General features: G+C 70.4%; 22 protein-coding genes and 1 pseudogene. 1 reads left to right on the top strand and 22 read right to left on the bottom strand.

From position 1 onward, the window contains the following. Window positions 1–6 precede the first annotated feature (6 nt). Window positions 7–1,374, bottom strand: coding sequence for a replicative DNA helicase (locus ABT186_RS01720; protein ID WP_351922970.1), 1,368 nt, complete (start codon window positions 1,372–1,374; stop codon window positions 7–9). Continuing rightward, window positions 1,371–1,727: a hypothetical protein gene (locus tag ABT186_RS01715; protein WP_351922968.1), complete on the bottom strand. Its 357-nt coding sequence runs from the start codon at window positions 1,725–1,727 to the stop codon at window positions 1,371–1,373. Before ABT186_RS01715 ends, ABT186_RS01720 begins: the two co-directional genes overlap by 4 nt. Window positions 1,728–2,503: 776 nt before the next feature. Between ABT186_RS01715 and ABT186_RS01710 the strand changes: the two genes are divergently transcribed. Continuing rightward, a complete protein-coding gene (locus tag ABT186_RS01710) occupies window positions 2,504–2,704 on the top strand; it encodes a hypothetical protein (protein WP_351922966.1) in 201 nt (66 codons plus the stop codon). Window positions 2,705–2,797: 93 nt separating this feature from the next. Here ABT186_RS01710 and ABT186_RS01705 read toward each other — a convergent pair whose 3' ends face one another. The 20 genes and pseudogenes from ABT186_RS01705 to ABT186_RS01610 all read right to left on the bottom strand — a co-directional run bounded on the left by ABT186_RS01705 (window position 2,798) and on the right by ABT186_RS01610 (window position 12,949). Beyond that, on the bottom strand, window positions 2,798–2,986 hold the full coding sequence (locus tag ABT186_RS01705; protein ID WP_351922964.1) for a hypothetical protein: 189 nt from the start codon (window positions 2,984–2,986) through the stop codon (window positions 2,798–2,800). Window positions 2,987–3,384: 398 nt separating this feature from the next. Then, a pseudogene (locus ABT186_RS01700) lies at window positions 3,385–3,645 on the bottom strand (WhiB family transcriptional regulator); the annotation flags it as partial. Beyond that, window positions 3,642–4,448, bottom strand: coding sequence for a hypothetical protein (locus tag ABT186_RS01695; RefSeq protein WP_351922962.1), 807 nt, complete (start codon window positions 4,446–4,448; stop codon window positions 3,642–3,644). The gene ABT186_RS01695 and the pseudogene ABT186_RS01700, both read right to left, overlap by 4 nt. Next, window positions 4,445–4,666 (bottom strand): hypothetical protein, encoded by a 222-nt coding sequence (locus tag ABT186_RS01690; protein ID WP_351922961.1) that lies wholly within the window; start codon window positions 4,664–4,666, stop codon window positions 4,445–4,447. Before ABT186_RS01690 ends, ABT186_RS01695 begins: the two co-directional genes overlap by 4 nt. Window positions 4,667–4,757: 91 nt before the next feature. Next, entirely contained in the window at window positions 4,758–5,507 is a 750-nt protein-coding gene (locus ABT186_RS01685) for a DNA-methyltransferase (protein WP_351923243.1), read from the bottom strand. Further along, a complete protein-coding gene (locus ABT186_RS01680; protein WP_351922959.1) occupies window positions 5,507–5,854 on the bottom strand; it encodes a hypothetical protein in 348 nt (115 codons plus the stop codon). The genes ABT186_RS01685 and ABT186_RS01680 overlap by 1 nt, the downstream gene beginning before the upstream one ends. Then, the gene (locus ABT186_RS01675; protein WP_351922957.1) at window positions 5,851–6,795 is read right to left on the bottom strand and encodes an exonuclease domain-containing protein; all 945 of its coding nucleotides are present in this window, start codon (window positions 6,793–6,795) and stop codon (window positions 5,851–5,853) included. The genes ABT186_RS01680 and ABT186_RS01675 overlap by 4 nt, the downstream gene beginning before the upstream one ends. Beyond that, window positions 6,792–7,310 carry a hypothetical protein gene (locus ABT186_RS01670; RefSeq protein WP_351922955.1) on the bottom strand — a complete coding sequence of 173 codons (519 nt, stop codon included), beginning with the start codon at window positions 7,308–7,310 and terminating at the stop codon, window positions 6,792–6,794. The genes ABT186_RS01675 and ABT186_RS01670 overlap by 4 nt, the downstream gene beginning before the upstream one ends. 73 nt (window positions 7,311–7,383) lie before the next feature. Then, window positions 7,384–8,448, bottom strand: coding sequence for a recombinase RecT (locus tag ABT186_RS01665; protein WP_351922953.1), 1,065 nt, complete (start codon window positions 8,446–8,448; stop codon window positions 7,384–7,386). Between the two features lie 203 nt (window positions 8,449–8,651). After that, on the bottom strand, window positions 8,652–9,719 hold the full coding sequence (locus tag ABT186_RS01660; protein ID WP_351922951.1) for an adenine nucleotide alpha hydrolase family protein: 1,068 nt from the start codon (window positions 9,717–9,719) through the stop codon (window positions 8,652–8,654). Continuing rightward, a complete protein-coding gene (locus ABT186_RS01655; RefSeq protein WP_351922949.1) occupies window positions 9,716–10,156 on the bottom strand; it encodes a hypothetical protein in 441 nt (146 codons plus the stop codon). Before ABT186_RS01655 ends, ABT186_RS01660 begins: the two co-directional genes overlap by 4 nt. After that, window positions 10,153–10,512 (bottom strand): DUF6197 family protein, encoded by a 360-nt coding sequence (locus tag ABT186_RS01650; protein WP_351922947.1) that lies wholly within the window; start codon window positions 10,510–10,512, stop codon window positions 10,153–10,155. The genes ABT186_RS01655 and ABT186_RS01650 overlap by 4 nt, the downstream gene beginning before the upstream one ends. After that, window positions 10,509–10,676: a hypothetical protein gene (locus ABT186_RS01645; protein WP_351922945.1), complete on the bottom strand. Its 168-nt coding sequence runs from the start codon at window positions 10,674–10,676 to the stop codon at window positions 10,509–10,511. Before ABT186_RS01645 ends, ABT186_RS01650 begins: the two co-directional genes overlap by 4 nt. After that, window positions 10,673–10,936: a hypothetical protein gene (locus ABT186_RS01640; RefSeq protein WP_351922943.1), complete on the bottom strand. Its 264-nt coding sequence runs from the start codon at window positions 10,934–10,936 to the stop codon at window positions 10,673–10,675. The genes ABT186_RS01645 and ABT186_RS01640 overlap by 4 nt, the downstream gene beginning before the upstream one ends. After that, complete coding sequence (locus ABT186_RS01635; RefSeq protein ID WP_351922941.1) at window positions 10,909–11,268, bottom strand: hypothetical protein; 360 nt, start codon at window positions 11,266–11,268, stop codon at window positions 10,909–10,911. Before ABT186_RS01635 ends, ABT186_RS01640 begins: the two co-directional genes overlap by 28 nt. Continuing rightward, the gene (locus ABT186_RS01630; protein ID WP_351922939.1) at window positions 11,265–11,765 is read right to left on the bottom strand and encodes a hypothetical protein; all 501 of its coding nucleotides are present in this window, start codon (window positions 11,763–11,765) and stop codon (window positions 11,265–11,267) included. Before ABT186_RS01630 ends, ABT186_RS01635 begins: the two co-directional genes overlap by 4 nt. Next, window positions 11,765–12,073 (bottom strand): hypothetical protein, encoded by a 309-nt coding sequence (locus ABT186_RS01625; protein WP_351922937.1) that lies wholly within the window; start codon window positions 12,071–12,073, stop codon window positions 11,765–11,767. Before ABT186_RS01625 ends, ABT186_RS01630 begins: the two co-directional genes overlap by 1 nt. Next, the gene (locus tag ABT186_RS01620) at window positions 12,070–12,351 is read right to left on the bottom strand and encodes a hypothetical protein (RefSeq protein WP_351922935.1); all 282 of its coding nucleotides are present in this window, start codon (window positions 12,349–12,351) and stop codon (window positions 12,070–12,072) included. The genes ABT186_RS01625 and ABT186_RS01620 overlap by 4 nt, the downstream gene beginning before the upstream one ends. Then, entirely contained in the window at window positions 12,348–12,719 is a 372-nt protein-coding gene (locus tag ABT186_RS01615; RefSeq protein WP_351922933.1) for a hypothetical protein, read from the bottom strand. The genes ABT186_RS01620 and ABT186_RS01615 overlap by 4 nt, the downstream gene beginning before the upstream one ends. Further along, window positions 12,716–12,949: a hypothetical protein gene (locus tag ABT186_RS01610; RefSeq protein WP_351922932.1), complete on the bottom strand. Its 234-nt coding sequence runs from the start codon at window positions 12,947–12,949 to the stop codon at window positions 12,716–12,718. The genes ABT186_RS01615 and ABT186_RS01610 overlap by 4 nt, the downstream gene beginning before the upstream one ends. Window positions 12,950–12,964 lie beyond the last annotated feature (15 nt).

The following is a 12,964-nucleotide window of genomic DNA, read 5'->3' as shown; positions in this document are numbered from 1 at the left end:
TCCTTGTCAGTAGTCGCGGGTCATGGACTGCAGGCGGCCGTAGTGGCCTTGGAAGACGAGCGGGATGATCCGGCCGGAGATGCCGTTGCGGTTCTTCGCGACGATCAGGTCGATTTCGCCCGTGCGGTCCTTCAGGTCCTTGGTCGCGGGGTCGTCCGGATCGGGAGTCGGCGGCTTGTGCATGAGGACGATCACGTTGGAGTCCTGCTCGATCGCCGAGGAGTCCTTGAAGTCGGTGACGGTCGGCTCGCGGCCGGCGGCGTTGCGGTTGAACTGGGCGAGCGCGATGACGGGGATCTCGAACTCCATCGCCATGAGCTTCAGTCCGCGGCTGATCGTGGCGACTTCCTGCGCCCGGTTGGCCTGGCTGCTCGAGCCCTCGGGGGTCATCAGCTGGAGGTAGTCGGCGACGACCATGGCGGCGGGCTGGCCGTGGCTGGCCATCCACCGGAGCCGGGCGCGGATCTTCGACAGGGTGAGGTTCGGGGAGTCGTCGAGGATGAAGTTCCGGGCGTTCTGCATCCGGTCGGAGACCTTGATGACCTTCGCCCAGTCGTGGTCGTTGAGCTTGCGGCGGACGAGCCGGTCGAGATCGACCATGGCCTCGGAGGCAGTGAGGCGGGCCATGAGTTCGCTGCCGCCCATCTCCATGGATGCGACGAGGGCGGGCCGGCAGCGGGTGAGGGCGACGTGCGCGGCGAGGTTCATGCCGAACAGGGACTTGCCGCCGCCGGTAGCGGCGCCGACGGTGACGAGCTGGCCGGGCTTGAGTTCGACGACGTCGTTGAGGTCGTGCCAGGGGGTGTCGAGGGCGTTCGGGTCTTTGCCGGCTTCGAGTTCGTCGATGAACGCGGCCCACCGGTCGCCGACGGACAGCTTGACCTCGAGCGGTGAGGCGCCGGTGGCGGCTCCCTGGAGTTCGGCCATGGCGTCGTCGAGGATCTCGGTGGCGGTGTCCTGCTGGGTGTAGGCGCGGATGGCGGCCCGGTTGGCGGTCTCGATGACCGTGCGGAGCATGGCCTTGTCGCGGACGATCTCGGCGTGCTGCTCGGCGTGGGCGGTGGACGGGACCGCGGACACCAGGTGGTGGAGGTATGCGGATCCGCCGATCTTCGCGAGGTCGCCGGTGCGGGTGAGCTCATCGCCGACGGTGATGGGGTCGACCTTGGGGGTGCGGCTGCGCCCGTACAGGTCGGTGATCGTGGTGAAGATCGTGGCGTGGGCGGGGCGGTAGAAGTGGCCGGGCTCGACGATGGCGATCACCCGGTCGATGACGTGCTGCGACAGGAGCATGCTGCCGAGCACGGCCTGCTCGGCCTGAAGGTCGTGGGGTGGTGTGCGCTCGAAGTCGTCGGGCTGGTCAAAGTCGTTCACGCTGCGGATTCCTTACGGTTCGGATGGCATTCGGGGCAGGGGCGCAGGGAGCGGAGGCCGTTGGCGTCCTCGACCTGGCGCAGGCGGGTGAGTTCGTCGCAGTCGGGGTCCTGGCACCAGTCGGGCAGGGGGCGGAGGTGCGTGGGCTGCGGGGCCGGCTTGGTGCTCTTGGGTGCCAGTCCGAGCCAGCCAGCCCGGAGGTAGAAGGTCGCGAAGCGGATCGGGTCTCGGGACTTGGCGCCGCGGGCGAACTTGACCATCCGTTCGACGCCGGCTCGCTGAAGGACTCGAGCGATCGACTGCCAGTCGTCGGCGGTCATCTGCCAGGAGACGTCGAGTCCGGCGTCTGTCATGGCTGTGATGAGCGGCTGGCAGTAGGCGAAGGCGTCCGGGATCCGTTCCTCGTTGCCTGCCTCCCCGCCGTCCGGCGTGGGAGAGGAGGAAGTAGTAGAGGAAGGAAAGACTCTTGTGGTCGCCTGGCGACCTAGGTCCGATCCAGACTTAGCGCCTTCTGCCCCATTTGGCTGGGTCGCCTGGCGACCTAGGTCTAGGTCGTCTCCCGACCTAGGTTCGCGTCGCTTACCGCGCGGCTTGTCCGTTTTAGCTAGGTCGCCTGCCGACCCAGCCTTACCGTCTGGAATATGGATCGAGTAGACATTCTGGGCGTGCTCCTTTTGGGCTTTGATTCGCTCGGGTGACAGGCACTGCAGCCAGCCCTCCTCCAGGAGGGTCTTCCGGTGCGAGAGGAACGCGGACTTGGAGAGCCCGGTGGCCTCGAGCAGCACCGACTGGGCTGGCTGGTTGCGGGAGGCGATACGGCCGGTCTCGACGTCAGCCCATGTGGCCATGGTCAGGGCGAGTAGCCGCGCCAGAGGCGGCAGGCCACTGCGCCTGATCGCGCGTTCGAACTCAAACCGGCTTGGCATTCGCGGATCTCTTCTCGAGGAGGGTGTCTCGCCTGGTCATGACTGGTTTTGGACAGCCCTCATGGAGGCTTCTGCAAGGCGGGTTCGGTGCCCTGGATGCCCTTTGATCCTACCTCAGGGTGTATAGTCACCCGCAACACATACGCAACACACTCTTGGAGGTGCTGGTGCCTAGTCAGTGCACGGTCAGCTACGCTGGCGACATGACGACGAAGGGGACGCCCGGCCGCATGGTCCGTATCGAGGACGACATGTGGGCCGCATACGGCGAGCTGTGCGCGGAGGAGGGCACGTCGCGCGCCGACGACATCCGCCGGCATGTCCACTCCCGCGTCGCCGCTTGGCGCAAGCAGCAAGCCAGGCACGCCGCCATCCAGCGCCGCCTCGATGCTGCCGAGTCCTGATCGCATCTCTCCTCCTCCCTCCGGGCCCCGCGCAGAGGCGCGGGGCTTTGTCGTGTGCCGGTTAGGGCCCGGCGTGTGCGGGGCGGGCCGCGGTCAGGCGGCGGCGTCGTCTGCGGTTTGTCGTGCAGCCCAGGCGGCGGGGTTGTGGATCTCGCACCGCCACCCGACCGCGTACAGCCGGGCCGGCTTGCCGCAGATGGGGTTGCCGGTGCCGCATTCGTGTGGCGTGTTCTTCGGGTACGGCGGCGGGGTGAGCGCGGCGGGTTGCTGCTGCTCGCTCATGCCGCCGCCTTGCTGGTGCCGGTGCGGCGCAACCGGTTGTCGGCGTCCGTGTTGGCCTGCCGGCATGGCGCGCAGATGCCGGTGCGTTCTCTCAGGTGCCGCTGGTAGCCGGACCGGGTTCCGCAGCGCATCCGCTCCGCGTCGTCGGCGACGTGGGCGGGTAGGACGCACTCGCTGTTGCCGCAGTCGTTGAGCACGCGGCCTTCCGGTTCGCGTCCGCGGTTGACGGTGAAGGCGAGTTTCTTTGGCGTGTAGGGGCGTCCTTCGAACCAGACCTGCGCCTTGCCGGTCCAGGCGAGGTGGCCGCCGGAGAGGCGAACGGTGTTGTCCTCGAAGAGGGTCTGCAGGGTTCGCTCGCGTCGTGGCTGGCGCGCGGTGGCCGCCTTCTTCTCGATCTGTGCCTGGGTGGCGTTGCGGCGGCGGACGGCGCGGTCGATGCTGCGGCGTTCGCCGTCGGTGAGGCCGCCGAAGATGCCGGAGGGGATGTTCTCGTCGAGGGCGAACTGCAGGCAGCTGGTGATGACGGGGCAGCGTCGGCAGACGGCCTTGGCCTTCTCTGCGGCGAGAACCGAGGGGCCTTCTGCGCTTTGCGGGAAGAAGAGCTCGGGGTCTTCCGTGCGGCAGGCTGCGGTTGTCCGCCAGTCGCGGTTGCCGTTCATGCGGCCACCGCCTTCCGCTGCCGCTTCTGGCCGGTGCGCCATTCCTGGACGACCTGCCGGACGGTGGCGATGGAGACCTCGTTGTTGAGGCGGGCTCGGATCTGCTCGGGTTCGTGGCCGCACCAGGCGAGGTGTTCGATCTCCTCGCGGCGCAGCTTGGCCCGCTCGTGGAAGTTGAGGACGCGGTCGACGACGATCTCGGGCTGCTCGTTCGGGTCGTCGATGGCGTCCCAGGCGAGCGGGCCGTGCCAGTTGTTGCGGCGGGCGACGCTGCGCGTGAATCCGGAGGGGCCGGCCTGGTGGCTGTACTCGCGGTAGAGGACGGTGAACCGGTGGGCTACGTGCCGGGGGATCGAGTGAACGCGCCCGGCGATGATGTTGAACAGGTAGGAGGGGTGGTAGCCGCTCTGTTCGGCGGTCCAGATGATCGGCCATCCGATGGCGGCCAGGGCTTGGATGCGGCGGATCGAGCCGATGGGGTCGACGCGAGGCGCCTCGTTGAGGGGCTGGATTGCTAGCAGGGCGAGGGCTTTGGGGCGGGTGACCTTGGCCTGGCCGTTGAGGATGTAGTTCATGGCCCGCTCGGAGACGTTGGCCTGGCCGGAGATGCCGCGGATGGTGTGGCCGCTGTCGGTGAGGAGGCGGAGGTGGGCTGCGACGACCGGGCCGGGGATGTGGGCGGGGATGCCGCTGAGGCGCCGGAGTTCGTACTGCTTGCGGTACTTACGGTCGGCGGTCCGGCATTCGTCGCGGCGGCATCCGCGCCGGTAGCAGGCGTAGTGGGCCACGTGCTCGGTGGTCACAGCTGGTCTCCTTCCGGCTGGTCGTGTACGGCGCGGACGCCGGGGTGGTTGGCGTAGTGCTCGAGGCGGCGGATGCCGCGGCGTACCCGCCACTGGCCGAGGCCGTAGACGGCGGCCCAGAGACCGCACCAGGCGGCGAGGAGCGCGACGGCTTCAGCGGCGAGGATCGGGACGGCGGCGTAGGCGGGGTGTCCGATCGCCCAGTCGGTGAGGGTCATCGCCGCCTCCCGGGCCGGGTGATGCGGGCGTAGGCCCATCCCGCGGCGGCGAGCGTGGCGATCAGGCAGGCGGCGAAGAGGACGGTGTCCATCAGGCGGCACCTCCCTCGAGGGGCAGGACGAGGGCGTCCAGGCGTCGTGCGGCGGCTTCGGCGTAGGGCTCGTGGGCTTCGATACCGATCGCGCGGCGGCCTGTGAGCCGGGCGATGTCGAGCGTGCTGCCGCTGCCCATGAACGGGTCGACGACCAGGCCTCCTGGCGGGCACGCGTACTCGATCAGTGGCCGCAAGATTTCTGTCGGCTTCTCGGTCGGGTGCAGGCCACCGCGGACGGACGGGGCGTCGAGCACGGACCGCATGAGCCGGGTGCCGTCGTCCGCATAGAACGACTGTCCGATCTTTCCTGTGTGCTGCCCGTGGGGCTGACGGCGGCGGGCGTGCTTGTCCGGACCCGTGTACGTGACGCGCGGGGTGTCGTGGTGCACGCTGCCCCAGTCGCCGCGGTACCAGTGGGTCGCGATCTCGTGGACGCGCTTGAAGCGGTCGGTCGCGAAGCCGGTGCCGTTGGCCTTCTGCCAGATGACGTCCTGCGACAGCTTCCAGTCGGCGAACTCACTTGCCCGGTCGAGGAACATGCGCATCGATCCGAAGCACCACATCGAGTTGGCGACCGAGGCGGCGAGGGTGGGCCAGCCGTCGGGCCACCGGTCCCAGGCGAGGCTGGTCTCGGCATACGGCGGGTCGGCGACGACGAGGTCCGCCCGGACCCCCAGCGCGGGCAGGATCTCCCGCATGTCGCCGAGGTACAGCTGAATGGTGTCGTCCTCGTAGTACGGCTTCATCACGCGGCGGCCCTCCTCGCGGCGGCGGTGCCGCGCCAAGTCCTGACGCCGGAGTGGTGGGCGGTGGGCCGATCCGAGCAGGCCCATCCGGCGGTGCGGATGTAGCCCTCGTCCTTCAGCAAGGTCATCAACCTGCCCCAATGCGCCTGCGGGGACGGCGGGTCGGGCAGCTGGTGGGCGTCGGCTATCTCGTAGGTGGTGAAGGTGCGGCCGGTCGCGGCGGCCTCGAGGAACTTCGGCCAGACGATGGCCAGCCACGTCTCGTAGTTCTCGGCCTGCTGCCGGGTCTTCGTCTTCCGCTGCTCGGGGACGCTGCCGTCGAGGGCGGGCTGCACGGTGGCGGTCATGAGGCGGACTCCTCGGGCGTGCCGTGCTGCTCGAGCTCGGCGTCGGTCATCAGGTCGTGCGGAATGAGGCCGGTCCGGAGGACGTCGCGGACGTCCGAGATGGCCTTGCGGTAGGCGTGGGCGCGGCCGTGTGCCATCTCGGGGGCGTCGTCGCCGCAGATCGCCATCGATGCCCAGCGCTCGGCGAGATCGGCGAGGAGGGCCCGCAGCTTCCGTTCCTCGGTGAGCTGGATCAGCGGCCACTCGCCCTCGACGACGGCGTGGCGGTCCATCTTCCGCAGGTGCTGCTGGAAGTCGGCGGCCTGCTGCTTGGCCCACCAGACCTGCCACACGTGCAGCTGCTCGGGGTGGACCTGAAGCTGCGGGTACTTCTCGGCGATGGCGACGGCGACCTGGACGGCGGCGAGGGCGTCGGCGTCCGCGGTGTGCGCGGCGGCCAGGGTGACGCCGTAGTGGGCGGCGAGGGCCTCGAGCTTGCGGGAGCCCTTGCGGTACTTGTCGGCCTGCTTGTCGAGGATGAACGGGTCGACGACCGGGCCGGGCGAGGTCTCGCTGCCGACGCGCTCCCACAGTGTGCGCAGCCCGTAGCGGCGGAGTTCGCGGTCGAGGACGGTGAAGTCGTAGCGGCCGTTCATGGCGACGACGGGGATGCCGGTGGTGAGTGCCGCGGCGAGGACGTCGGCGATCTCGTCGGCGACCTGCGCGGCCGGCCGACCGTTGGCCCGCGCGTGCTCGGTCGTGATCCCGTGCACGGCGGTGGCCTCGGCGGGGATGCGGATGCCGGGGTTGGCGAGCCACATCCGGGCGCGGTCGGGGAGGGTGTCGACGCTGTCGCCGTGCTGGTAGTCGACGGCGGCGGCGGTGACGATGCGGGCGGTCTCGACGTTGACGCCGGTGGTCTCCAGGTCAAAGCCGAGGAGGGGTTCGGTGTGCCAGCTCACGACGCCTCACCGGCCTCGAGCTGCAGGAGGTTGAGGTGGGCGAGCTGGCCGGTCCGCCAGGCTTCGGCGATGGCCTCCTTGCCGCCGGTGGCGGGCCGCACGGAGTGGCTGAGGGATCGGGTGGCCTTGATCTCGACGCCGGGGACGTCGTGGAGTTCGCCGGTCTCGGTGTCGACGACGCGCGCTACGCCGGCCGCGGTCATCTGCGCGAGGACGGACGTGCGGTAGGCGGGCCGGACTTCGGTGACGAGGCGGGTGCTGATCTCGCTGGGGACGATCTTGCGGACCCAAGCGAGGAAGGCGTCCTCGTCGATGACGACGGCCGCCGGTTTGGCGTCGGAGCGGCTGATCGTGGCGACCTTCGTGCCGTCCGGGAGGGTGGCGGTGACCTTTGAGATCCCGTTGCCGACGAGCTGCTCCTGCATGGCGTTCTTCACCTCCTTCAGGCGGTCGTTGACGGTGTCGGCGAGGGCCTTGAGGGCGGCCTCCTCGAGGGCGAGCTGTGCGAGGTCCATTGCTTCTCCGGTGTGGTTTGCTGGTGGGCGGGCCGCCCCGATTCCCGCGGGGCGGCCCGTGGTGTGGTGCGGGTCAGGCCGCGCCGCGGATCTGTGCGGCGAGGGCGCGGATCGCGTTGGCGGAGGCGTCTTCGACGGAGCAGCCGAGGGCCCCGTATGCGCCCTTCTCGAAGTCGGTGAGGTTCGCGGCGTCTGCGGCGGCGCGGAGTTCGGCGACCGCGGCGGCGTGGTCGGCGTCGGAGTCGGCCACGACCTCGCCCTCGACGATGTCCTCGTCGTTGGTCGTGTCGCTCGCCTGCTGTTCCGCCGCTGCCTTCTGCTTTCCGACTTCGGCGATCTGCGCCAGGTACTCGGGCACGGCGCCGTCGACCTTGGCCTGCTGCCAGATCTGCCGCACCGTTGCGGCGTCGGCGGCTTCACGTGCCTCGTTCAGGTAGTCGCGGCCCTGCGCTGCCGTCTGGGGCTGCGGCGCGGGCGTGGCCCACGGGTCGGGCTCGTTTGCCTGGACGACGCGGAGCTGCTGCACCTCGGCTTCCATCGGCAGGCCCTCGGCGTCGACGCGGGCGCCGAGCTCCTCCGGGGTGTAGATCGCGCCGTGCAGTACCTCGGGGCAGGCCGAGCGGACGGCCTCGGCGATGGCGCGCGCCCGCAGCATGGCCCGCGGGTACTTCTCCCAGGCCTGGGGCTCGCCCTTCTGGCTGCGGGAGTACGGGCGGTCGTTGCGCATCTCGCAGAGCCCGGCCGTGACGGCGTCGTCGTAGGTCCAGGTGATGGCGTTCTCGAACTCGGGGTCGTCCGACCGCCAGATGCTGACGGTGCACTTGCCGGGCTCCTGCCGGATGCGGACCTTGTGGCCGGCCGCGCGGGTCCGGGACAGCATCAGGTCGGCGGACTGGGTGGGCTTGCCTTTGATGACGTGGATCGTGGTGATGGTGGTGACCACGTCGAGGCCGAGGGCGCGGCCGTACTCCATGGCCCACAGGACGGAGGCGGGCCGGTTGCGGTAGGCGTCGGGCAGCAGGGGCGTGTCGGCGAGCGACTCGCAGAACAGCCACGCGTCGCGCGGGCTCATCTCGCCGAGGGAGAGCGCGCCGCCCCCGCGGTGTATGGGGCTGGCCTTGACGATTTCAGTGCTCACGAGTGACTCCCGTGGTTGTAGTGCTGGGTGATGTCTGGTTCTGGGTGTGCGGGGTGGAGGCCGCCGGCCCGAGGTTGGGGGTGGCCGCGGGCCGGCGGCCTGGGTGGCGGCGCGGAGCGGGGGGTCTCTACGCGCTCGCCGGTCTTGGGTTGTGGTGGTGTCGCCGGGCCGGCGGCCTTCGCCATCCGCGCGGCCCGGCGGGTCTATGCGGCGTCCTCGACTGGCCGCCCAGACCGGCAGGTCCAGGGCGAGCACCCGTCGGGGTCGCCCTCCTCGAGCTCAATGTCGGCAATCTGACCGAAGATGTCGGTCTGCTGCTTGCCCCACTCGTGCGCGGTAACCCGGTCGATGGGCGCCTGGCCAAGCGGGAGGCGCGAGCGGTGCAGGTACGCCTCGCCGAGTAGGGGCTTGCCGTTGGCGTTGCCGCGGGCGTTACCGGAGCGGATGGCGGCATCGAACTCGACAGCGTCGTCCCACTCGGGCGCGTAGAAGCCGGAGCACTCGCAGACATCAGCCGGAACGTCGTCCCCGGCGCTAGGGTTGTACAGGTGCCCGCAGCGAGGCGTCGCCTGGAACAGGATCCGCCAGTGCTCGTCACGATGGTGGCCGCAGCGGATGCAGGTGTCGCGCAGTGCGCGCCACTGAGCGTTGCCGTGGAACGGGCAGCCGATGCACGCGCTCTTCGGCGTGGATGCCCAGCCGTTGGCGCGCAGGTAGCGGAGGCAGTCGTCGCGGGTCCAGCCTTCGCGGCCGTCGGCGGCGCCGTCGAGGTCGAGGAGCGGCCAGGTGCTGCGTAGGTACTGGATGCCGGAGTCCTTGGCACGGCCGAACTCGTCGCGACTAATGCCAATCCACTGCTCAGCATGCATGCCGCGCGGTACGGGGGTGGGGTGCGGGTAGCCGAGCAGCTCCCGCGCCTTGGCCTTGATCGGCTTCAGCTTGTACTCAGCCGTGCACTGGCGTCGAGTCATGCCGTCGCCGCCGTCGGGGTTCTTGATGAACAGCGGCATCGACGCGAACCGGTGCGCCGGGTCAAGAGCGTCGCGGCGGATGTTGCCCGCGGCCACGCGGTAGATGGGTATTCCGGCGGGCTGGGCAATCTCACGATCGATGCGGTCGAGGTGCTCGTACACCGCGGCGGGCTCCCAGCCGGTGTCGGCGAAGATCGCGCCGTCCAGCTTCGGTAGGCGCCCCTCGGCGGCGAGGAGCAGCAGGGTGGTCGACTGCACGCCAGCACCGAGAGACAGCAGGCGGAGAGCGGGGGTGTTCATGAGATCCTCCCTTCGATCCGCACCCAGGCGGGTACGTGCGCGGGGTCGGTGGCGGCGAGTGGGGAGGCGCCGAGGCGGCGGACGGGCCCGGTCTCGAAGCGCTCCTGGAGGCTGCGGCAGTCGAGTTCCTGCGTCTTGGCGACGACGGCTTCGGCGAGGACTCCGACGTTCAGCCGCCGCTCCAGCTCGGCGATCCGCTGGTCGCGGAGCCGGATGACGGCCTCGGCCTGGGTGAGGGCCTTCTCCGCGATGTCCCGGCGCTCGGTCGCGTTGTCGCGCTCGATCTCCAGGTCCTCGATCTGCACGCGCTGCCCGGCCATGTAGATCTCGGCGCCGGCCAGCTGGTGGCGGAGGCGGCCCACCTCGTCGACCGCACGGTGTCGGGGAGTGGTCCGCTCGAGGAGTCCGAGGCGGGGCAGGTAGTCGGTGATGCTCATATCGCCGCCTCCGTCCGCAGCTCCGCGGCGACGGTCTTGAGCAGGACGATGGCGTCGTCGGCGTCGCGGCCCGTCTGGTCGACCCAGGTGACGATCGAGGCGTGCTCGATCCGCTGCTCGAGGGCGCGTTCCGCGGCGTAGACGATGCGGCTGGTCGCGTAGCGGGGGGTTCCGTGGGCGGCCACGTTGAGGGCGCCGATGATGTCGACTCGGCACTGGTCGAGCGGGAGTCCGGTGTCGGCCTGCCGCGTGTCGTACAGGTAGCGCTTGGCGAGACCGTTGCGGGCGATGACCGCGGCGGCCTTGTCGATCAGCTCGGCGAGCTCGACGGCCGTTATGGCGGTGGTGGTGATCACTGCTGGCCTTCTTTCAGGCGCTGGTTTGCGGCAGTTGCGACGATCAGGTCGGCTTCGAGCTGGACCTCGTGGAGGCCGAGGAGGCGGATCGCGAGGCGGGCGAGGGCATCGAGCAGGCGGCCCGCGAGCGGCGTGGTGTACGGCGACGGCAGCGGGGCGGTCACGAGGCCCTCCCCATGGCCGGGCGCAACCCGATTGCGTCGAGGAGTTCGAGGATTCCGGCGGCGACGATCGGGTCCTTGGCGAGCAGCCGGCCCGCGAGCTTCGGCATGGTGTCGTCGAGCGGGTGCGGGTGTTCGGCTGCTATCCGGTCGGCGACATGCACGGCCGCGGCGCGGATCTCGCGGGTGGTGGACTGGCCGACCGCGAACTCCTGGCGGAGCTCCTGGCCGCCCATCAGGCCGCCGCCGTCCGGTGCTGGCACTCGCCGAGGAGGCAGTCCTCGGCACGCCGCTTCCACTCCGCCCGGTCGACGCGTTCGTGGCGCCACCCGTGCGCGGCTTCATACAGGCGGGTGGGCCGGTCCGGGACGAACTCGGCGTGCGCGCCCTCGGTGCTGTCCTCGCCCAAGGCGGAGGCGTACACGGAGCCGGTCACGCAACCCTGCGGGTTGATGCGGATCCAGAATCGGAGGGCGGCGCGTCGCTCGGCACGGATCGCGGCCACGCAGTCCGCGTGTCCGAGTGCACGAAGCACCCAGGCCCGGTTTGCTGCCATCTCGCGGCAGTCGGCGCACACAGTGGCCTGCTCGCTCATGCCGCGTACCTCCGTGCCTGCCAGCCGGTGAGCTGGTTGGTGTCGGCGCGCCAGGTGTGGGTGCGGTCCCAGTCGGCGGTGGGGAAGGCGCCCTGTACGAGCGCCGTGATCTGGCGGGAGCCGCCGCGCGGCAGCTTCAGGTGCTGGCCGTCGGCGTTGCGGGCGGTGACGACGAACACGCGCTCCATCGGGCCGTGTACATCGCTCCATACCGGCGTCAACAGGACCGTCACCGCGCCGGGCGCGATTCGGTGGATGCGGTAGGCGAGCTGGGTACGGTGACGGCGCCTACGGGCCGCTGACGCCCTCCGCGGGTGCAGCGGGTGCGCCTCGTGGTCCATCGTGCGGCGGGAACGGGACAGGTCGAAGAACTCTCCCCGCACCCCCTTCGACCAGGAGCCGAGGTCGGGGCCGTAGATGGTGCGGTAGTCGGCGTCCAAGCGGATCAGGACGGCCTCGACGTCATCCGCGTGCAGGGGCTCCAGTGCGGTCGCCATCACGCTGCCTCCTCGGCTGCGGCCTTGAGGCGGGCGATCTCCTCGCGGGCGGCGGCGAGTTCGTCGACGGCCGTGCGCTCCCGCTCGACCTCGCCGACGATCTGGTCACGCCAGGCGGTGACGTTCTTCAGAAACTCCTCAGCAACCTTCACCCGCTCGTCGGCGGTCAGGTTCCGGTGCATCTGGAAGGAGACATCGCCGGGTCCGTGCCAGCCGTCCGGCTCGACATGCAGGACCGGGTTCGGCATTCCAGTGCCGCGCACGTTGGTCTTGCGGTCCAGGAACACGGTGATGTGGTAGGCGCTCACGAGCCCTCCTTGCGGGCGTTGCGGTTGGCGGCTTGGAGGGCGGCGATGTGCTCGACCCATCCCGGGTAGGTGTCGTCGGTGGACACCGGGATCTGCTCGCGGACGAGGAAGGCGGCGAGGGAGTCGCCGATCCGGTCCGACGGAGAGTGGGTGCGTTCGGCGGCTTGGCGGAGGGTGAGGGCGGCGACACGGCGGTCCCGCTCAGCCCAGATCTGCTCCGCCTCCACGGCGGCGGCCTCGCGCTGGCGGGCGGGCAGGGCCTGCATGTCGGCGGTCATCGGGCGGCCTCCTCGTCCTCGCGCGCCCGGTCGGCAGCGGCCTGCCGGTTGCGGTCGAGCTGGGCCACGGCCTCGTCGTGCGGGAGCTGCCGGTACGCGGGGCACGGGCAGGTCTGGCCGTAGGCGAAGCAGGAGTGCGGCGCCGGAACGGTGTGGGCGAGGTGGCCGTGACCGCACGCGCAGATCCGCGGCGTGTGCAGGTTGGCGGCCCGTGCCTCGTCGCGTTCCTTGCGGACCGCGGCCAGCTCGGCGAGGAGGTCGTGCAGCATCCGCGTGTATGTGGCAGGCGCTCCCGCCCAACCGCGCGAGTGCTCCACTACCTCCCGGATCTCGGCTTCGCGCTGCGGTGTCAGACGGTCGGCGGTCACGACAGCACCTCCGTCGCCTGGACGGGCCGCAGCGCGGAAGCGGCGAGCACCTTGTCCGCGCGGTGCCACTGGGCGAGAACACGCTCACGAGTCGCCATCTGCGCGGGCTTCAGCGGCAGGCACGGGATGGCCAGCCACTCCTCCGCACGGTCCGCGTCGGCCGCCGCCTGCACCACGTGCGCGGGCGCCATGCGGGCCGAGAAGAGGCGGACATCTGTCGGGGTCGGCATCGGGCGGTCGGGAAG

It is taken from the genome of Streptomyces sp. NPDC001634, assembly GCF_040298185.1.
Classification (GTDB): domain Bacteria; phylum Actinomycetota; class Actinomycetes; order Streptomycetales; family Streptomycetaceae; genus Streptomyces.
Note: the sequence above shows the minus strand (reverse complement) of the source record. Positions and strands in the feature narration are given on the sequence as shown.